The sequence below is a fragment of the Pseudomonadota bacterium genome (assembly GCA_022361155.1).
GTDB lineage: Bacteria > Myxococcota_A > Polyangia > Polyangiales > JAKSBK01 > JAKSBK01.
Window position 1 is genome coordinate 15,297 of sequence record JAKSBK010000325.1, and the last position, 19,399, is coordinate 34,695.

Here is a 19,399-nt window from a genome sequence, read left to right on the forward strand (position 1 = left end):
ACCGAGCTTCGGTTCGATGTCGTCGTCTGCTGGTGGACTTTGCGCTACACTGATCCGGGGTGACGAGCGTTCAGTTTGCGCGCTACGAGCTGATTCGGAAGATCGCCGCAGGTGGGCAGGCGGAGGTGTTCCTTGCGCGCCAGTGGGGCCAGGCCGATTTTTTTAACGATCTGGTGATCAAACGCCTGTTCCGCCACCTGGCCGACGATCCCCGCACGCTGCGGCTGTTCCAGGACGAAGCTCGACTCATGGCCGAGCTTTCGCATCCCAGCGTTCCTCAAGTGTTCGAGCTGGGGCTGGCGGACGGGCACTGGTACATGGCCATGGAGTACGTTCCTGGATTCACCCTGGGCGAGCTTCAGGTGGCGGGGACACGCGCGGCACAACCCATGCCGCTGGGTGTGGCTCTGGGCATCGCGATCCAGCTCTGTGAGGGATTGCACCACGGGCACGAGCGTCGCGACCACGCGAGCGTGCCCATGCGCATCGTCCATCGCGACGTGAGCCCTGACAACGTCATGGTGACCCCCGACGGGGTAGTGAAGATCCTAGATTTTGGCGTGGCACAAAGCTCGGGACGCACGACCCCGGATCTGGGAACCGTGGGCACGTACGCCTACATGGCGCCGGAGCAGGTGCGCGGCTTGCCCCTGGATAAGCGCGCCGACGTTTTCGCCATCGGCGTGCTTCTGTACGAGCTCACAACCGGGTGTCGGGCGTTCACCGGTTCGGACGTCCAGGTGATGACCGCCATCGTCGAGCGCGATCCCCCGCCTCCCTCGCAGCTCCGTGCCGACTACCCCAGCGACGTGGAGGCCACGGTGCTGGCCGCGCTCGCTCGCAACCGACAGCAGCGGACCTCGAGCGCCGGGCAGCTGGCCCTGCAGCTGGAACAGCTCGCCATCCGCCACTCGCTGCTCACGGGTCCCCGGGTCGTGGCGCGGCACGTGCGCCGCATGTTTCCCTACGAACCGGTTGCCGACAGGAGCGTGGGGTTTGTTTCGAGCGCGCCCTGGACCGACCCCCGGCTGCGGGGCTAGCCATAGCCTAGCCTGGCTATTGCTAAGGCAAGTCCACTCTCTCGGGTGCGGGCACATCGGGCTCGTCGTCGCCGAGCAGCTCGCCCAGCATGCGCAGCGCGTCGGTGGTTGTGAACAGGCCCACGACGTGTCCTGCATCGATCACCACCGCGCACCCGTACTTGCGCCGAAAAAGCTCGCGAACGACCCGCACCAGCGGCATGTCGGGTGTAACGGCGTAGGGCTCCGGCGTCATGGCCTCCTCCACCAGCACCTTGTCCGGATCCAGGGGGCCCAATGCCTCGACCAACGCGATATCCCGCTCGCTGACGATGCCCACCAGCTGCCCCTGGTGCAGCACGGGCAAGTGCCGCACACCGTGCTTGCGCATGCGTTCCGAGGCGCGCGCCATGGGCTGGTCGCGTCCGATCGAATGCGGCCACAAGGTCATGTGAGCGCCCACGAGACGTGGCTGCGACGCCATCGAAGCTCCCGCTTTCACAGTGTTTCCGACAAAGGGTAGGCCGGCCGGTGTCCTCACCTTGTCGCGTGGCGACCCGTCGTGCAAGGCCTCCAGCTGTCCGACCGCACACTGGCTGCGGCTTCACGTCCGCAGCCGGCGTAACGGATCGACTGCACGTCGCGAACCATGGAGTTCACGGTCGGAGTGTGGCAGGCTTTGCGCCCCCGTGGAACCAAGGGCCCGTCCCAGAATAACTCGATCGGCTGCGGCCGTGCAGGGCGGCGCGCCCTGAGAACCTAGCACAGCGCGTGCGAAGGGACTGCGCTGAGAAAGGCATCGATTGCACATGAAGAACCTCAAACACTCCTTCCTTGCCCTGGCCATCGCGCTGATCGCTGGCTGCGGCGGTGCCGCTCGGGGAGGTGGGGCGAGCCATGCCGGTGAGGTTGCTGCGGAGTACGCGGGACCGATCGCGTCAACCGATGCGAAGCACGGAGCCTTGCGTTTCGACGACGTCTGCGGGATGTGTCATCCGGACGGCGAGGAGGACATCGGCCCGTCGCTTCTGAACAAGCGCTTGCTGCCGGGACACGTGCGCAAACAAATCCGTGAGGGATCCGACGACATGCGTCCTATCGGGCTCGATAAGCTGAGCGATGAGGACATGGAGGCGGTACTGGCGTATCTGGTCAGCCTTGGAGCCGTGAAGGGCGATACAGCCGAGCCAGCAGGGCATGCCGGCGGCCCCGGCAAGGGCGGTCATAGCGACGGCGGTCATGCTGACGAGCAGGGCGGCGGACAGCAGGGCGGCGGGCAGGACGAGGGCGCTCACGACAGCGAGCGCTCCGGGGACTCCCACGATGGGGGGGACGCCGGGCAGGCCCACGACAAGGGGCATCATTAGAAGCTAGAGTTGCCACCGACGTATTCACACCGATCGGCGCGCTCGCTGCATCGCCGCGCGGAATAAACGTGTGCCTTGTGCGTCCATCTTGGCAACACATGAGCGAGGTAGACATGACACGCTTTGGGGTATCTCTATTGATATCGGGAATCGCCATTTCCGCGAGCCTGGGGTTGGTTTGGGAGGCGCAGGCGTCGGACGACGAGTGTAAGGCCAAGGGCGCTTGCCCCTTACACGACTGGATGGAGAGCAACCTCAAGCCCGCTACCAAGGAAAAGAACACGGAAAAGATGGCCGAGCTGTTGGCCAAAGTGGAAGCGTTTGTTCCGGACCCCGCCTGGAAGAAGGACTGGCTGACGATCGCCCAGAAGGGCGCCGAGCAGGCCAAGAAGGGGGACTACAAGGCAGCACGACGCTCCTGCAAGGGGTGCCATAAGAAGTTCCGCAAGAAGTATCAGGCAACGTATCGTTCGCGCAAACTCGCCCCTTCGGCGTCGGGGCACTAGTAGCGCTTGCCAGGGATTGCGATCGACGGCGTTGAGCGCTGGCGGTGGTACTAGCTGTTCCCATTCCGAAACGCCCGTTCCCGTTCAGAATGGATGCCAGAGCGAGCGCGCCCGCAGGAGCGGAGCGAAGGAATAGCAGCGCTATTTCGAGCTTCGGTCCGAGGACGAAAGCCGCTCTGGCGCCATTCCGAACGGGAACTAGCTGTTGGACAGCGATAGCACCGTGTAGAACACACCCTGGTCACGCGCGATACGCAGCAGCGCCTTGCCATCTTGGAGCGCCCTGTGGACCTGGGCGCTGGAGCGCACCTCCTTCCCGTCGGCCTCCAGGATGATGTCGCGGGGGCTCAGTCCTGCGCGAGCAGCCGGTGAGCCGGGGGCCACCTGGACCACAGCCACACGGCCCTTGCCGCGGTGACCGAGCCTGCGTGCGAGCTGGGGCGTGAGATTCTCCAGACGCAGACCAAAGGCCTGCGCGCGACCCTGGCGTGTGCCCTTGCCGCGTCTTGATCGGCTGGAGTCGCTGACCGGACGTTCTCCAGTCTTGAGGGACACCTTGACGATGCGCCCCTGGCGAGCGATCCCGAGCTTGACGATGCTTCCGACCTCCTTCGCCAGGATCGTCCGCGGCAGGTCCTTCCCTTTGTTCAAGGCGATCCCATCGACCGATACGATCACGTCTCCTTGCTTCAGCTTCGCCCGATCCGCGGGGCCGCCCCGCTCGACGTAGTTGATGAGAACGCCCCGGCCGCCGCGCACGTTGAACGCTTTGGCCAACTCCGTGGTCAGCTCCTGGTAGCCTACGCCGATCCACGAGCGCCGGACCTCGCCGGTCTCGATGACCTGCTTGACCACCTGCCGGGCGAGATTGGAGGGGACCGCGAACCCGATGCCGACGTTGGCCCGACCCACGATCATGGTGTTGATCCCCAGGACCTCACCCTGGAGGTTCACCAGCGGCCCCCCGGAGTTGCCAGGGTTGATGCTCGCGTCGGTCTGCAGATAATCCTCGATCTTGTTGACACCCATCGAGCCTCTGCCCACGGCACTGAGCACACCTGCGGTCACCGTGTAGTCCAGGCCGAACGGCGAGCCAATCGCGACCACCCACTCGCCGACCCGGGCCTTGCTTGAATCGGCCAGGGCGGTGGCGGGGAGCTTGGCGGCCGGCACTCGAATCACCGCAAGATCCGTCGTGGGATCGGTTCCCACGACCTCGGCTGTCAGCTCGCGACCGTCCTTTAGAGCGACCTGGATCTCGTCTGCATCGGCGACGACGTGGTGGTTCGTGAGAATATAGCCGTCCGGCCGTACCACGACCCCGGAGCCGTTGCCTTTTCGCACGCGCCAGGGGTTGGCGTCGTTACCAAACAACCAATGGCCCGCATTACGAGCTCGCTGTTCGGTACGGATGCTCACCACGCTGGGCGAGACGCGCTGCGCCACGTCCGCGATCGCTTGGCTCAGTTGCGCGGGCGCCGCTGTTGCCGGGGTCGCGGTGGCGGGACCTAACAGCAACACCGATACCCAGCCAAAATAGCTTGCCGATCGCGCCCAACGCCGGCGGATTTCATGCTCGTGGATTGCGTGCTGCAAAGCTCCTCCAGTCCCGGAAAACCAGGTAGGGTGCCTCCCTCGTTGTAAGCGGTAACACCGGCCGGAGGGGTTCTATTCTCTTCCTACCATCGGTGGGCTGCCATTGGCCGACCGGCGGAGCGCCGGTGCGAAGCTCGCCCGTTCACCAAACAGGCACGGCCATTGGAGATAGCAGCTACCGAGAAACTCGTCCTAGCACCCGCTCGATGTCGGCTCCTGATGGGTTTTGAAACACGCGCAGCTCGAAATGGGGAATCACGGCGATCAAATGGTCGAATATGTCGGCCTGGATCGCCTCGTAGCTGGACCATACCTGATCCGCACTAAAGACGTAGACCTCCAGCGGAAGCCCCGTGGAACCGGGCTGCAGCTGCCGTACCAGGAAGGTCATAGAGGGGTGCACGTTGGGATTGCGTCGCAAATACGCGATGACGTAGGCGCGAAAGGTGCCGAGGTTCGTGAGCCGCCTGCCGTCCGCGATCTGCGCCGGATTCACTCCTTGCTGGCGGTTGTGGTCTTCCACCTCCTTGCGCTTGCTCCGGACGTAGTCGGAAATGAGCCCGATACTCTCGAACCGATCGAGCATGGCCGGTGTACAGAACTTGACACTACTTATGTCGATAGAGATGTCGCGCTTGATACGTCTGCCTCCCGATTCGGACATGCCGCGCCAGTTCTTGAAGCTGTCGCTAATCAGATTGTAGGTCGGTATGGTCGTGATGGTCTTGTCCCAGTTGCGTACCTTCACGGTGTTGATGGTCAGATCGACAACATCGCCGTCGGCGCCGTATTTGGGCACTTCGATCCAGTCGCCGAGCCGCACCATGTCGTTGGCGATCAATTGGATGCTGCCCACGAAACCCAGGATCGTGTCCTTGAACACGAGCATGATGACCGCGGTTAGCGCCCCGAGGCCCGTGAGGAAGCCCCAAGGAGAGCGATCGAGCAGCATCGCGAGAATCAAGATCGCTGCTACGACATAGAGCGCGAGCTTGGCGACCTGGACGTAGGTCTTGATAGGCCGGGCGCGCGAGATCCCCAGTGTCTCGTAAACGTCCAGCACCGCGCTAAGGAGCGCATCCGCAGCGAGCGATCCGATCAGGATCATGTAGGCTACGACGATGCGGTGAATGGCGGCCTGCAGGTCCGCTTGCTCCGGCACAGCCAGCGGCAGCAGGCTGTAGAGCACCGCGGCCGGAGCGATGCGGGCCAATCTGTCGAAGACGCCCCGCGCGACGAGCGCATCATCCCAGGTCGTCTTGGTCTTGCCGACGAAAGCCCTGATCCAGTGCAGGAGCCAGCGGCGGGCAAGCAGGTTCGCGATCAGGCTGGCGATGACCACGCCGAATACAAACACTGTCTGTGCCGCGAGACGCCCCGCGCTGGGCGGGACGCCATAGCGGGCGAGCGCTTGCGTGATCCAATCGAGAAGCTCCGGCACGGCGCGGTTGTCCTAGGCTATCCTAAGGCGCTGGACCAGCCCGAAGTAGCCCTTGCTGGGCGGCTGGCTTGAGCACGCTCTGCATTCGGTCTATTTGCTAGGGATGATGACTCGAATCTCAGGGCAATCAAACACGCACTCGCGCTACGTGAAGTCGGGGGCATGCGTGAGGTCGGGCGAAACCGGGGCGGGTCGTGGCCCTGGGAGGCGTCATGCAGCGGTTCTTGTGGGTTGGGTGCTCGCCGCAGGCGTCCTGTCGGGCTGCAGTTGTGGCGATGACCCCATTGCAGATATCGACGCTGGCGACGATGCCGGTGCAGGGCCCGATGCCATGGGTTTGGAGTCGGGGGCGATCATCCCGAGGCCGGATGGTGCGCTGCCATCCACGCCGGCGGGGCCGGTGATGTGCGGCTTCGAGCGCTGCCCCGCGATACCGGGGGAGTTCGCATTGTTCGCGCGAACCTGCTGCACCGCCGTGGAAAACACGTGCGGCGTGGAAGTGGACAAGTGCCACCCCTTCAACCAACCGGGTGTCCTAGATCCCAACTGCCCCGACGTGACGCTCCAGGTCGTGGATCCAAGAACGGGAATGCCCCTCAGCGACAGTTTCAAGGGTTGCTGCCGTCCCGACAACCGATGCGGGCTCGACATGGGCCTCGGTGGCAAGACGTACATGCTCGGCTGCGTGCGGCGCACAGCCGTGTTCTTCGCGAGCTTGAACGACATCGCATGTACCCTGGTCAACCCTGGCGACGCTGGCGTGGACGGCGCGCAGGGCGACGCCGCGCTCGACGCCTCGCAGGAAGCGGGAACGCCGGATGCGGCAACCGGCGACGCGACGCTGGTTGTGCCGGACGCCGGCGTCCGGGACGCGGTTGTCCCGGACGCCCAATGATCCTAGCGGCCGCCTCGTCGCTGCCGGCCGCCTCTGCCGCGGTCTCGGTCACGCCCGCCACCAACGCCGCCGAATCCGCTGTTGCGGGGGGGGGGGCCACCGCCAAAGCCGCCCCGGCCACCGGTACGTGCTCGAGCTTCGTTGACCGTAAGGGAACGTCCGTCCAATTCCGCCCCGTTCATTTCTTCGATCGCCGCATCCGCAGCGCTCGAATCGCTAAAGGTCACGAAGCCAAAGCCGCGTGAGCGGTTGGTTTCGCGGTCCGTCATCAGCTTGCAGTCCTCGAGCTCCCCAAACTGCTCAAATGCGGCACGCAGACCGGCCTCGTCCGTGGCCCAAGCAAGGCCGCCTACAAACACTCTCTTTGACATTCGTTACGTTTCCTTTTCCAGGTAGTACAATCCAGTTGCGGGTAACACAGGCCAGGCCGCATCGCCGCTTGGCTGCATCGCCGATGGGTGGATGCTGCGACACATAGCACAAGTCGGCGCCGCTGCGAGCGTCGGCTGGAGACTGTAGGGTGTGACGGCCTACCTGGAAGCTCGGATGTGCACAAACTGCGCGCAGCCGGGCTCGCCACCTGATGCCCCGATGAGCTATCCGGTGCCGCCGTAGCGGGCGGGAGGGGGCGTGCTTATGCGGGCCACGCCCAGCAGCTCGGACATCAGCTCGGCGCTCAAGGGCTTGTCGACTACACGCATTCCCCTCGGCCGATCGACGTCAGTCCCTGTCATGATCACCACACGGTCGCCCAAGTGCCTGTCGTGCGTCCTGAGTGCCTTCACGAACTCCTTTCCAGTCATGCGCGGCATGTGGAGATCGCACAGCACCAGGGAGAAATCCCGCCTTGTTGCGAGATCCAGCGCGTGCTCGGGGTCAGTGGTTCCCACGACATCTGCATAGCGGCCGAGCCAGCGCTCGAGCGCGCGCACAACGCCCTCCTCATCGTCCAGCACCAGCACGCTAGGGCGTCCGCTGCGGAACAGGGGTGCGGGGGACGATGCCGGGAGCCTCACGCCGGGCTCCAGACGCGGCAACTCGAGTACGAAGGTGCTGCCCTCGGGTCCCGTGCCCTTGAGCTCGAGGCTGCCGCCGTGTGCGAGCGCCAAGTTGCGGGAGAGGTACAGGCCAAGTCCAGTTCCCGCTCCGGGCTTGCTGGTGAAGAAGGCCTCGAACATCCGTCGCTGCACGGTGGCCGGCACGCCGGGCCCACAGTCTTCGACCTCGACGCGGGCCGAAGTTCGTCGTTGTGTGACCCGCACAACCACGCCTGACTCCGGAGTGCCCGCGCAAGCGTCCTGAGCGTTCGTCAGCAGGTTGACCAGCACCTGGCCGATCCGAATCCGGTCGCATCGAACCGGGACGTGCTCATCCCCGGTCACGTTGATGGTCACCGCCGAAGTCCTGCTTCTGGCGATCTTGGCGGCCGACTGTGCAATCTTGACCAGGTCGGCGTCTTCAGCGCTGAGGTGGTTCGGCTCTTTCGACAGCGAGGACAGGTCACGGACGATGCGGGCGAGCCGCTCCGCCCCTTCTCGCGCGTCCGCGGCGGCTTCACGCATGTCGCCCTGGAGGTCCGCCTCGAGCAACCTCAAGTTTGCGAGGACGAACGTAAGCGGATTGTTCATTTCGTGGGCCACCCCGGCCGAGAGACGGCCCAGTGTGGCGAGCTTCTCGTTGATCAGCGTGGCATCGAACAGCTCGAGCTTCTGCAGCACGACCACCGCGAAGCGACAGTAGAGCTCGCAGTGCCGAATGGTGGCATCGTCGGGCAGGCCCCGGCCGACCAATACGCCGTAGTGCTGGCTGGCCGTATCGAGCGATACGAAGATGTCCGTACGTTCGTGGCTCACGACGGTCGCGCGCACGGGTAGGGGCTGGGTGAGCGTTGGATCGCTGTTGCGCCGCTCGCTCGCGACGCGCTGGCCGGCCTCGTCGACAAAGCGCTGCAGCGCCTCGGGCTCCACGTCGGCGTATTCGTGCACGCGCCCGTCATCGATCGCCGCAAGCGGCACCACCGACCACCGGACCGTTGGGAACGCGGCCCGAAGACCGCGCTCCACGGCGGAAAACACGCTGCGAGGCTCTTTGCTGCCCACGACCCGCCGAGCGAAACGAATCGCCGCGCTGAGCGCCTTGGCGTCGTAGCGTACGCGTTGCGACATGGCCACGATGGCTCGACCGAGGTCTCCGATCTCGTCGGGCGGCAGGCTTGAAAGCTTGATCTCGGTGGCGGGCGCGCGCCGGACCGCTTGAGCGAGCGCGCTTACCGGCGAGGTCAGCGCCCTCGATAGCGTCCACGCGAGCAACACCAACGGCACCACCGCCAGAGCGGACCACGATACCATGCTGGTAGTGACCGCGAGCACCGACGCCCGCGCGGGCTCGAGCGGTGCGAGCAGCTCGAGAACGATGCCGTTTTCCGACGGGACGAAGATGCGCACGCGCTCGGCGCCGTCGGGGTCCACGGTGCGCTGCGCCGTGGTCAGGCGCCTCGCAGCCGGCGCCGACCCAGGGTGGCGCTGGCGCATGTTCAACTCCCAGCCTGCGGGTACGCGTAGAACCGGTGCCACGTCCACAAGTGCGCGCACGTCGATGTCGCCCGAGCGCTCCGATAGGTGAAGCAGGAAAGGGGCGATGAGCGCGACCTGTTGTTCGCCTTCGGTCTTGTGAGCTCGCAACAGCTGCGCGTCATCCGGGCTCACCGCAGCTTCCAGCAGCACGGTGCTGCCTCGCTTGCACAGTACGGCCAGCAGGTTTCCGCTGTCGAGGGTCGCGACCTCATCCACTCTGCCCGACCGCGCCGCCAAGGCAACCGTCTGCAGCAGCGCCCGCGTGAGATCGATACGGTGGTCGAGTCGGGTGCGGGCGAACTCGCCTCGCCTGAGCGCAGCGTCGGCCAACGCCGCTTCCTTGTCGTCACCCACGACGCGGATCGCGGCAACGGTGCTGACGGCGAGGGCGACCAGGCCGGCAGCGATCATGGAGGTTGTTACACGCGCGAAGATCGAATGGCGGATCCGCTTCCCGTGTCGGAGGCTGGCCACCATCAGTTCCTGAGCACTGGGCGCGGTATGGCCCTGGCGTTGCCGGCCTCGTCGGTCGCGCGCACCACGATGTTGCTGACACCGATCTGTACCGGATGGTCAACCGAGAAGCTGCCGTCGGCTCCGACCCGGATCGGCCTGCCGTCCACCTCGACCCGGGCGCCGATCTCGGTCTGACCCGCCACCCGGACGCTCCGTCCGCTCACGACCTGCCCCGCTGCGGGAGATCGCAGCGCGAGCGGGGGGGGCACCCGGTCAACCACCACGCGCAGCTTCCGGGGCGGGTGACTCGGGAGCGGCTCACCGCCTCGAAGTCCCCGCACGGTCCAGGTGTAGAGCCCCGAAGAAAGCTCGAGCCTCGCCGAGGAAGCTTCTCGCTTGACGTCGACGTGCTTGACTTTGGTCTGCCGCTGAAATGCCGCCAGACGATACCCCTCCACCTCCGGGTTGGGCTTCCAGGAAAACCGCAATCTGCCTCGTGTCTTCACGGTCGCTTCGTCGGCCGGCGACAAGGGACGAATGGGTGGTCCACTAAGTCCCTGGGCGACCACGTCGCCCTCGTCGTTCGTCAGCTCCACGAAGTGCTCCGGACGTATGTTCACCGTTCCTGCCTTCTTCGACCGCAGGGTCGCGCGGCCGCTCATCATGGCGATGGACGTCCGCTGCGGTGTCACGTTCAGCTGCGCTTCGACTCGCGTTTCGCCGCTCCCCTTGCGTCGCTCGAGCACCAGGGTTCCGGGCGGCAGCTCCACCTCCAGCCTGCCCATGCGCTCGCCGGGTTGCAGCACCGCCGACAAGCGACCCGAAATGTGCTTGAGACGGCTGAGCTCGCGCGGCTGGGCTGGGATGCGCATGGTGGCGAGGGGCCCGAGCTCCGCGACACCCCCGGTGGTCTCGAAGTGGATCGCCGCTGCGCTGTGCTCCATGGTCTGCACGGCATCCTCGGGAAACAGCCGCGAGCCTCGTGCCATCGGAGTCCAGGCGATGTCCGAGGCTCTGCGTACCCGCACGTCCCGAACGACCTTGGTGAGCTCGGCCACGGAGCCGTGCGCCGGGTCCTGCGCCAGGGTGGGTCCGGTGTTGGTGTTCGCCAGAGCAAGCACGCGGGCGCTCTCCTTGTCCCCGCCGCAGCCGTCCAGCAACAGGTGGCCGGCCGTCAGGAATAACAGCACACAGGACACACCAGGGAGAGTCTCCAAGACCGGACGCTCCCTCAACTTGGGTTGCCCCTTCAGCCTAGAGCCTGGCCGCACCGCCCACCTCCAGAAAGACCCGCGCAGGCGCCTCGGACCAGCTGCCCTCACCCATGGTGCTGAGGCGCGCGCCCAAGGCGACGCTCAGCTCTGCCGGGCCTAACCCGACTCTCGTCCCCGTCGCAGCTTGCAGGATCACACGCCAACCGCTCAGCTCGGTCGGGTTCCCCTCGAGCCTCCCCGCATCTCGCACCCAGGCGGCCCCGGCCTGAACGCCGAGAAACAGCTCGGCGGCGCCGAAGCGGTGGTAGCCGACGCTCGCCCCCGAGAGCACGTCGAGGCAATAGCGTGTGGAATCGAGGAGGCCGCCGCCGCCGAACAGATCGGGCGCTCCCTGTGCTCGGTAGGGTGCCAGCGTATAGCGGGCGGTCAGATCAAAGCGTAGGGCAGGTGCGACGCGCGTTGGTTCGAGCTCGAGCCGCAGGCCGGCTCCCCAAGGCGTCCGGGACCACGTATCGCGTCCACCGTGGAGTAGGGCGCCCGCGATCAGCGACAGGGCGGGTGGGGGCGGCGCTGCTGCGGCCGGCGGTGGGCGCCCCCGTGCCACCGCGCGCGGCACAGGACGCACCGAAATGGATCGCCAGGCAAGCGGCACCCATCTCCCGTCGACCTGCGCGGAGACCACGACGCTCCCGGGTCCTGCCTTCTCGCACCTGAGCGATCCGGCCGCCACAGGCACGGCGCCCCGCCCGCATCGAGCGCGCAGCTTGTCGTCAGCGACCGCCGTCCCCTCGAGGTCGGTTGCCGCGAAAGCCACGGCGAACGGCTTGCCTTGCACGGCTTGCTCGGGCGCCTCGATGCTTGCCGTCGCGGGCCAGCTTGCCGTAACGGGCAGCTGGACACGGCGCTGGCTGCCGCCAACGTGCACCTGGAGATCAATGGACTCGGCGCTTGCCGGCGCCGACAGGTCAAGCGCCGCCAGACCCGCGTCCAGCCACTGCAGCCCTTGCAGCTCGCCTTGCTGGCTCTGAATCCGTAGCGGGACGTTTCTTGACGGCCGGCCGCGCCGGTCCGCGACCATGAGAAACGCGGCAGTGCGGGCTGCGCCACCGGCAGGGATCGCGAAGTTCGATGGCATCACTACGACGGTGGGGGTGCTTCCGTGCTTGACGCCCCCGACCAAGCCGGCGCCGCTGAGGGTTCCCGAGCGGGCCACGACTCCGATCGGCTCGCGGCGCGGTACTCGGCCAGCGAAGCTGCCGTTGGGCTCCCGGAGCAGTTCCTTGCTGCGCGAGCCGGACCAGAAGGCGACCACCCGCACATCCTCTTCCCGGTGGGCTCCCGCGACGCTCACGCGGAGCGTGCTGCCGCGGCGGTGAGCACGAACCTGCAGCCTGATGTTCGAGCCGAGGGCAACCGCCGCCTTGGCAGCGACACCCTCCCCATGTGCGGACAAGGCGACGCTACCCTGGGCCTGGTCTGTCCGAATGGTCACCCAGCGCGCACATTGCCCCACCCGTTCGTGGAGCTCCACGCGGGTGTGGGGACTGGTCGCAGCCAACGCGAGATCATCCCAGCTGGCACAGGTACCGTCGGCCTTTTCAACCACCACCAGGGTACGGCGCTGTTTGGCGCTTCCCGTGGGACCGAAGGCGTGGATCTCGTCCGCTATGGCCACGCGCTCGCCCGAGAGCAGCGCGACGCCGAGCCCGATGGCGAAGAGCGCGATTTCCGACCGCATCAGCGCCCACAAACGACCAGCTGATCGAATCCTTGTGGTCCCCCGGAACCGGCGGGGCTCGTCCGCGAAGGCTCGGGTAACGCGGGGCGGGGCTCAAGACTGCCGGCCGGCCAACGTACCTGTTCCTTGGCAGCACCTGCTGGCGCCGTCATGCCTACCGATACCCAGAGCTTCTCGCTGGCCCCCGTGTCGCTCACGGTCCTGGTGGTCGACGACGACCAGACCACGCTCGAGCTGGTGCGCGCCGTGCTGGAGACCGAAGGGCACAAGGTGCTGACCTGGAATCGGCCCTTTGGCACGACCCAGCTCGTCCTCAGGCACCGGCCCGACGTGATCCTCTTGGACGTGCGCATGCCGGGGCTGAACGGAGTCGAGCTCGCCAAGCTCGTGAACGCTCGTCACCGTGCACCACAGTGTGTGATTCTGCACTCCAGTGTCTCCGAGGTGGAGCTCTACCGGCTCGGTCAGGAAGCGGGAGTGGTTGGCGCCATTCCCAAGACCGACAATGTCGCTGCCTTCCTGGAGGATTTTCGGCGCCTGACACACCAATGCCGGTGCGGGCGCCGCGCGCGCCGTGAAGCGTGAACCGGATCACGACTGCGCTCCCGTTGACTCTCGTCTTCGCCGCGCTCGGCCTAGGTCAGTACCTGTACTTCCCGGCGCGCCAGCACCATAAACTGGTTGAGTCCCTGCACGCGAAAGCTGAAGGCATCGCGAAACTGGGCGCATACACCTTGCGTCCGGCGATCGAGGTGGACGACCTCAAGGTCGTATCCGACGTGTTCCGCGGCATCACGCTCGATCGCGACGTGCTGTATGTAGCCGTGTATCGTCAAGATGGTTCTCGAGTCGCTTCCGTAAGCATGGACTCGAAACCACGCCGGGTGCAGCTACTCGACCACAAGGGGACGCTGACCGAGCTACGCGACGGCTACCTGCATGTGCAGACCGGCATCGAGCTGTGGAGCGGCGAGGACGCGTTTCTAATGATTGGCCTGAGCACGCGGGCCATCGAGCGCGAGAGCCAGCACGACCGGGAGATGGCGCTGTTCATCGGTCTAGCGATCGCGGGTCTGGGGCTGCTGGCCGCGTTCTGGATCGTGGTCGAGACGAACCGAGTGCAGTTGAGTCAGGTTGCGCGCAAAGAGGCAGAGGCTCGCAGTCAGGCCAAGAGTGAGTTCGTGGCTACGATGAGCCACGAGCTGCGCACACCGCTCAACGCGGTAACCGGGATGTCGCAGCTGCTGCTCAAGACAAAGCTGACGCGCCGCCAGCGCCGCTACGTCGAGGCGGTCCGACACGGCGGGGAGGTCCTTCTGGCCCTGCTGAGCGACGTGTTGGATCTCTCGAAGATCGAAGCCGGCAAGATCGAGCTCGAAAACCGTGAATTCCACCTTCGCGAGCTGTGCGATCAGATGCTGCGGATCTTTTGGGGCCAGGCACACGGCAAGCAGCTCGAGCTTCTGGCCTTGGTTGCACCTGAAGTGCCCCGCATGGTCGTTGGCGACTCCTTGCGGCTGCGGCAGGTGCTGGGCAACCTGCTGAGCAACGCCATCAAGTTCACCGATGCCGGCCAGATCGAGCTGCGTGTCGAGTGCCTTGAACAGACACCGCGCAAGGCGCTCGTTCGCTTCACGGTGAGCGATTCGGGCATCGGCATGAGCCCCCGGCAGCTCAAACAGCTGTTCCGGGTCTTTGGCCAAGCCGACACTTCGATCACGCGCCGCTACGGAGGCACGGGCTTGGGCCTTGCCATCAGCAAACAGCTCACGAAGCTGATGGGCGGCCGAATCGGCGCGGGGAGCGTGGAGGGCCAGGGCAGCACCTTCTGGTTCACGCTGCCCCTCTCGCTGTCCGTCAAGGACGAGTCACCGCCGCCCCCTCAAGCGTGGCGCGGCCGCCGGGCGCTCGTCATCAACGCAAACCCGCGCGCGAGAGAGGTGCTCGCGGCGCAGCTCGAAAGCCTTGGCTTGAGCAGCGAGCGAGTCGCCACCAGCGCCGAGGCGCTGTCGCTGTTGCGGGCAGCCGAGCGGTTCGATTTGGTTCTGGCGGAGGAGTCAGGCGAAAGGCCGGGCCTTTCGAGGTTACGGGACGGGCTGACCGGGGTGGACGCGACGCGTCCGCCACCCATCGTGCTGCTTCGGCCCATGGGCGAGGAGCGTACCGGCCCGGACCGTCAAGAGGGCGTGGCGCTGGAGCTGGGCAAGCCCGTCACCGAGGGCTGCCTTCGCTGGGCATGCGCTCAGCTCTTCGACCCGAGTGCGCAGGGGGAGCCTGAGGCGCGCAGGCTGGCATCCGGCGCCAAGCTCCCGGATCTCACCGGTATCCGCGTGCTCGTGGCAGAGGACAACCCCGTCAATCAGGAGGTCGCCGTCGGCATGCTGGAGCAGCTGGGGTGTGAGACCCAGGTTGTGGCCGACGGGCTGCAGGCTTTGAAGGTCCTCGAGTCCCCGCACGAGTTCGACCTGGCACTGGTCGATGGCGAGATGCCCGGGTTGGACGGCTACAGCCTCGCGCGGCGTCTGCGATCGCTGGAACGCGATCGCGGGCTGCCACCGCTGCCGCTCATCGGGCTGAGCGCCAATGCCACCGACTCGCATGTCATCAAGGCGCACGAGGCGGGCATGAACGAGTACCTCACCAAGCCCATCGACCAAGGTGTGCTTGCCACAGCCATCGAGCGAGTTGTGGCGCGCGGCGGCAAGGCGGGCGGGCCGGCGGCCGTGTCCTGCAGGAGCTCGGAAACAGCGTCGGGCCGTGTCAAGCTCGTTCGTGTGGCACCGCCGCCCGCCGGAATCGATGCTGCTGCGGGGCCTTCCTCACGGGATGCCGCCGCCCCTACCCTGGATCCTCGCGTACTGGAGAGCCTGCGCAGCCTGGACGCGAAACGGCCGGGCTTTCTTGCGCGGCTCGTCACAAGCTACCTGCGCGACGCACAGTCGCGTGTAGTGCGGCTCAACTCGGCGGCGCAGCATGCGGACGGCCCGCGGGTGGCCGACATCGCTCACGCCCTCAAGGGAAGCAGCCGCAACCTCGGAGCGCGGCGGCTGGCCGATCTGTGTTCGCGGCTGGAGCAGCTGGTCGAGGATGGCCAAGTTGCCCAGGCGACCGAGCTCGTGCCTGAGGTCGAGCACGAGTTGGCCCGAGCTCGTGCGGCGCTCGTGCAGCACACCGACCCGCCCGGCGCGGGACACGCAGGACACTAGTGCCCTACACGCTCCCCACATGAGGCGGTCGTTGCATTAGAATGACGTGTCAGTCTAATATCCCGGCCGCTTCCCCTGGTGCAGGGATCCGGCCGCATGGCTGTAGCCAACACCGCAGCTTTCTTCCGCGTCGAAGGCACGATCGTGCGTGCCGGAACGCTGTCGACCTGTGCGTACTTGGCGGCGAATCGGCCGGGGTTGGGCGAACGCATGCTGCGCCTGGGGCAGGTGGCGCTGACAGCGCCCGTGTATGGCCTGCTGGGGCAAAACGATCGCTCGCTCGTTAATCGCTTGGCGTACCTGCCCCTGCGCCACATGGGCCAGGACCGAGTCGCCGAGCTGGCAGAGGAATACTTCGACGTCGTGCTGAGGGAGCGCTTGCTCGAGCAGGGGCTCGAGCTGTTGCGCATGTGTCGCCGCCAGGGCCATCGGGTGGTGCTCATCTCGGAGAACCTGGCACCGATTGTCGACCTTCTGGCACGACACCTGACAGGGATCGACGACTACGTGTGTAATCATCTCGAAATACGCGACGCCCGAGCCACCGGGCGCTTGCTGGAGCCGGTGGTGGGCGGTCACGACAGCGGGCCATGGGCGAGTCGCTACGCCGCCGAGCACAACCTGGACCTGTCGCATTCGGTCGCCTATGGCGGCCACGGTCCGGACCTGCTGCTTTTGGCGAGCGTCGGGCACCCCTGTGCCGTCAATCCGGACCTGACCCTGCGGCGGGCTGCGCGCGACGCGGACTGGCCTATCGTCGAGTATCGAGCGTAAAGGGCCCTAAGGAGACGCTGGATGCAGCCCATTGCCGTGCGCGATACCTACCGCGGTCGCACTATCTTGCTGACCGGCGTAACCGGCTTTCTCGGCAAGGTCTGGCTGGCCATGGCGCTCGAGCAGCTGCCGGAGCTTGGTCGCATCTACCTCTTGTTGCGCTCGAAGAACCTGATGAGCGCGCTGCAGCGCTTCGAGAAGATGGTCAACACGTCGCCGGTGTTTCGGCGCCTGCACGAGGCGCATGGACCTCGGCTGAGCGACTTCTTGCGCCGCCGTGTCGAAGTCGTGGAGGGAGATGTGGCCCTGCCGAACCTCGGCGTCGAGCCTCAGGCTGCAACGCGCTTGCGGCGCGAGCTGGACCTGCTGGTGCACTGTGCCGGCCTGGTGGACTTCAATCCCGACTTGCGCAAGGCGTTGAGCTGCAACGTACAGGGAGCGCTGAACGCCGCCGACTTTGCCGCGACCTGCGATACGGCGGCGCTGATGCACGTGTCGACCTGCTATGTAGCCGGCCGCCGTCAGGGTCGGCTTGCCGAGAACCTGGCCTGGGATACCGCTCCGAACGGCAAGCCTCTCGATGCGATTCGAGAGTTCGCACGGGTTCAGCAGAGCGTTCGCGAGCTGGCCTGCTCGGATGACCCGGGCGAAGCTCATGAGGGGCTTCAACAAGAGGTTCGCAAACAGGCGCACAAGCGCGGACTGGATGCGACCAACCGCACGTTGATGAGCAGCCTGCTGCGTCGCCGCCGCCGCGAGCACCTCAAGCAGGCCATGGTGGCGGCCGGCGTCGAGCGAGCACGGCACTGGGGTTTCACCAACACCTACACCTATACCAAGGCACTAGCCGAGGCGCTCCTGGTGGACCGAGCCAAAGGACTGAAAGGACTGCGCTGGTCGGTGTTTCGGCCCTCCATCATCGAGAGCGCCCTGGATTTTCCTTTTGCGGGTTGGAACCAAGGCTTCAACGCGAGTGCGCCGCTCGTCTACGTCATGGGCACATGGTTTCGCTTTGTTCCCGCGCGCGAAGACGTGCCTTTCGACGTGGTTCCGGTGGACGGCGTGTGCCGCAACCTGCTGGTGGCGGGAGCGGCGTTGCTCCTCGGCCGGCACGCGCCCGTGTACCAGTGCGCGACAACGGATCGCAACCTGTTCACGATAGGACGTGTCTGCGAGCTCATCGGCCTGGGTCATCGCCGCTATTTGAGGCGTCATGGTGGGACGGCGGCGGAGCGCCTGCTGCTGTCGAGGTGGGAGGCCGTGCCCGTGCGCCAGGCTCACGTGGCCTCGTTGAATCGGCAACAGCAAGTCCTCGCGGGTGTCGAATCGCTGATCCAGCATGCACCACGAGGTTGGCCAAAAGGGATTCGGAGAGCCATGGACCAGCTCTCAAAGGGCTCGGTCAAACTGCGCAAGCGTCTGTCCGAGCTTGAGGATCTGGTCGAAACCTACCAGCCTTTCATTCATGATAACTATCAGATCTTCGTCAACCGAGCCATGGATGCGCACCCTCCCATGGAGTCGGAGTTTCACTTCGATCCCAGGGACATCGAGTGGCGCAGCTACTGGCTCGACGTCCACATGCCGGGATTGCGACGCTGGACCTTTCCGTTGTTCGAAGGCCGTCAGCCTGAGACGGATCGAGCCCAGTTTCCGGTCCGTCTCGAGGCTGCGGCGCAGTTTCGGCCCGTAGCCTCGCCAACCGTAGCCGCCTCTGGAGAGGCCGCACAATGACCGTCTTCGTCACCGGAGCCACGGGATTCATCGGTTCCTACGTCGTGACGAACTTGCTCGAGCACAGCGACCAAAACCTGCTCCTGCTGGTTCGAGCCTCTTGCCGCCGGCAGGCTGCCCACAAGCTCTGGAAGGCGCTGCAGCTTCACATGCAGTTCGATCGTTTCCTCCACTACCTGCAGCATCGCATCGAGCTCGTCCCGGGCGATCTCACAGCCCCTGAGCTCGGGCTGGATCCCGACCTGAGGTTGGATCTTGGCCGGCGGATCGAGTCGATCGTTCATTGTGCCGCGTCCCTGAACCGGAAATCGGCCAAGGCCTGCTTCAACGTCAATCTGCGCGGCACGCTCAGCTTGGCGAAGCTAGCCCGCGCGGCTCACGAGCATCATGGGCTGCGCAGGCTGAGCGAGGTTTCCACCACCGCGGTCGCGGGTAAGCGCGAACACGAGCTGGTGCGTGAAGAGGACGCGATAGACTGGAGCCGCAGCGACTACGACCCGTACGCACGTACCAAGAAGTTCTGCGAGCACATGCTGTGCGAGCTGCTTCCCGATGTCCCCTTGACGATCTTCCGGCCCAGCATCGTCCTGGGTGACAGCCGTTTCGCCGAAACGACCCAGTTTGACATGGCGATTGCCTTCGCAGCGCTGGCTCGTACACCCGTGCTGCCGTTCGACCCTGACGCGAGGCTCGACATCGTTCCAGCGGATTTCGTGGGACGTGCCATCGCCACGATTCACCTGCGCGGTGAGCCGAAGCACCCAGTGTATCACCTGTCCTCCGGCCCCGCGTCGCTGAGCTACAAGCAGATAGTGACCGAGCTGCGCCGGCAAGGCTACGATCATCGGCCGCTGTTCGCGCCGAAGCTAACGAAACCAGC

The 19,399-nt window shown here is 65.8% G+C and carries 16 protein-coding genes; 9 read left to right on the forward strand and 7 right to left on the reverse strand.

Annotated elements, in window-relative coordinates:
- The first annotated feature begins 59 nt into the window (after positions 1 to 59).
- Complete coding sequence (locus MJD61_12710; protein MCG8556128.1) at positions 60 to 1,040, forward strand: serine/threonine protein kinase; 981 nt, start codon at positions 60 to 62, stop codon at positions 1,038 to 1,040.
- 22 nt (positions 1,041 to 1,062) lie between these two features.
- Here the strand turns inward: MJD61_12710 and MJD61_12715 are convergent, their stop codons facing one another.
- Entirely contained in the window at positions 1,063 to 1,503 is a 441-nt protein-coding gene (locus MJD61_12715) for a CBS domain-containing protein (GenBank protein ID MCG8556129.1), read from the reverse strand.
- Between the two features lie 325 nt (positions 1,504 to 1,828).
- Here MJD61_12715 and MJD61_12720 point away from each other — a divergent pair, with 325 nt between their 5' ends.
- A complete protein-coding gene (locus MJD61_12720; GenBank protein MCG8556130.1) occupies positions 1,829 to 2,386 on the forward strand; it encodes a cytochrome c in 558 nt (185 codons plus the stop codon).
- A gap of 113 nt (positions 2,387 to 2,499) precedes the next feature.
- Positions 2,500 to 2,892 carry a hypothetical protein gene (locus tag MJD61_12725; protein ID MCG8556131.1) on the forward strand — a complete coding sequence of 131 codons (393 nt, stop codon included), beginning with the start codon at positions 2,500 to 2,502 and terminating at the stop codon, positions 2,890 to 2,892.
- A 198-nt stretch (positions 2,893 to 3,090) separates the two neighbouring features.
- On the opposite strand, the gene MJD61_12730 is transcribed toward MJD61_12725, so the two are convergent.
- Together MJD61_12730 and MJD61_12735 are read right to left on the reverse strand one after the other, a co-directional pair.
- Complete coding sequence (locus MJD61_12730; GenBank protein MCG8556132.1) at positions 3,091 to 4,413, reverse strand: Do family serine endopeptidase; 1,323 nt, start codon at positions 4,411 to 4,413, stop codon at positions 3,091 to 3,093.
- A 250-nt stretch (positions 4,414 to 4,663) separates the two neighbouring features.
- Positions 4,664 to 5,929 (reverse strand): mechanosensitive ion channel family protein, encoded by a 1,266-nt coding sequence (locus tag MJD61_12735; protein MCG8556133.1) that lies wholly within the window; start codon positions 5,927 to 5,929, stop codon positions 4,664 to 4,666.
- A gap of 226 nt (positions 5,930 to 6,155) precedes the next feature.
- Here MJD61_12735 and MJD61_12740 point away from each other — a divergent pair, with 226 nt between their 5' ends.
- Complete coding sequence (locus MJD61_12740) at positions 6,156 to 6,824, forward strand: hypothetical protein (protein MCG8556134.1); 669 nt, start codon at positions 6,156 to 6,158, stop codon at positions 6,822 to 6,824.
- Between the two features lie 2 nt (positions 6,825 to 6,826).
- On the opposite strand, the gene MJD61_12745 is transcribed toward MJD61_12740, so the two are convergent.
- The 4 genes from MJD61_12745 to MJD61_12760 form a co-directional block, all read right to left on the reverse strand.
- Entirely contained in the window at positions 6,827 to 7,195 is a 369-nt protein-coding gene (locus tag MJD61_12745) for an RNA-binding protein (protein MCG8556135.1), read from the reverse strand.
- 225 nt (positions 7,196 to 7,420) lie between these two features.
- Positions 7,421 to 9,874 (reverse strand): ATP-binding protein, encoded by a 2,454-nt coding sequence (locus MJD61_12750; protein MCG8556136.1) that lies wholly within the window; start codon positions 9,872 to 9,874, stop codon positions 7,421 to 7,423.
- Positions 9,874 to 11,043 carry a hypothetical protein gene (locus MJD61_12755; protein ID MCG8556137.1) on the reverse strand — a complete coding sequence of 390 codons (1,170 nt, stop codon included), beginning with the start codon at positions 11,041 to 11,043 and terminating at the stop codon, positions 9,874 to 9,876. Before MJD61_12755 ends, MJD61_12750 begins: the two co-directional genes overlap by 1 nt.
- A 64-nt stretch (positions 11,044 to 11,107) precedes the next feature.
- Positions 11,108 to 12,805: a hypothetical protein gene (locus MJD61_12760; protein MCG8556138.1), complete on the reverse strand. Its 1,698-nt coding sequence runs from the start codon at positions 12,803 to 12,805 to the stop codon at positions 11,108 to 11,110.
- Between the two features lie 150 nt (positions 12,806 to 12,955).
- Here MJD61_12760 and MJD61_12765 point away from each other — a divergent pair, with 150 nt between their 5' ends.
- From MJD61_12765 to MJD61_12785, 5 genes are all read left to right on the forward strand, one after another.
- Entirely contained in the window at positions 12,956 to 13,390 is a 435-nt protein-coding gene (locus MJD61_12765) for a response regulator (GenBank protein ID MCG8556139.1), read from the forward strand.
- A complete protein-coding gene (locus MJD61_12770; protein MCG8556140.1) occupies positions 13,387 to 16,011 on the forward strand; it encodes an ATP-binding protein in 2,625 nt (874 codons plus the stop codon). Before MJD61_12765 ends, MJD61_12770 begins: the two co-directional genes overlap by 4 nt.
- 96 nt (positions 16,012 to 16,107) lie before the next feature.
- Entirely contained in the window at positions 16,108 to 16,785 is a 678-nt protein-coding gene (locus MJD61_12775) for a haloacid dehalogenase-like hydrolase (GenBank protein ID MCG8556141.1), read from the forward strand.
- Between the two features lie 21 nt (positions 16,786 to 16,806).
- On the forward strand, positions 16,807 to 18,519 hold the full coding sequence (locus MJD61_12780) for an SDR family oxidoreductase (protein ID MCG8556142.1): 1,713 nt from the start codon (positions 16,807 to 16,809) through the stop codon (positions 18,517 to 18,519).
- A partial coding sequence (locus tag MJD61_12785) for an SDR family oxidoreductase (GenBank protein MCG8556143.1) occupies positions 18,516 to 19,399 on the forward strand: 884 nt, incomplete at its 3' end. The genes MJD61_12780 and MJD61_12785, both read left to right, overlap by 4 nt.

Excerpts from the sequence above, each read along its gene's own strand:
- MJD61_12775 (MCG8556141.1), top strand. The coding sequence starts at position 16,108 with ATGGCTGTAGCCAACACCGCAGCTTTCTTCCGCGTCGAAGGCACGATC.
- MJD61_12760 (MCG8556138.1), bottom strand. The coding sequence starts at position 12,805 with ATGCGGTCGGAAATCGCGCTCTTCGCCATCGGGCTCGGCGTCGCGCTG.
- MJD61_12750 (MCG8556136.1), bottom strand. The coding sequence starts at position 9,874 with ATGGTGGCCAGCCTCCGACACGGGAAGCGGATCCGCCATTCGATCTTC.
- MJD61_12725 (MCG8556131.1), top strand. The coding sequence starts at position 2,500 with ATGACACGCTTTGGGGTATCTCTATTGATATCGGGAATCGCCATTTCC.
- MJD61_12780 (MCG8556142.1), top strand. The coding sequence starts at position 16,807 with ATGCAGCCCATTGCCGTGCGCGATACCTACCGCGGTCGCACTATCTTG.
- MJD61_12715 (MCG8556129.1), bottom strand. The coding sequence starts at position 1,503 with ATGGCGTCGCAGCCACGTCTCGTGGGCGCTCACATGACCTTGTGGCCG.
- MJD61_12765 (MCG8556139.1), top strand. The coding sequence starts at position 12,956 with ATGCCTACCGATACCCAGAGCTTCTCGCTGGCCCCCGTGTCGCTCACG.
- MJD61_12745 (MCG8556135.1), bottom strand. The coding sequence starts at position 7,195 with ATGTCAAAGAGAGTGTTTGTAGGCGGCCTTGCTTGGGCCACGGACGAG.
- MJD61_12720 (MCG8556130.1), top strand. The coding sequence starts at position 1,829 with ATGAAGAACCTCAAACACTCCTTCCTTGCCCTGGCCATCGCGCTGATC.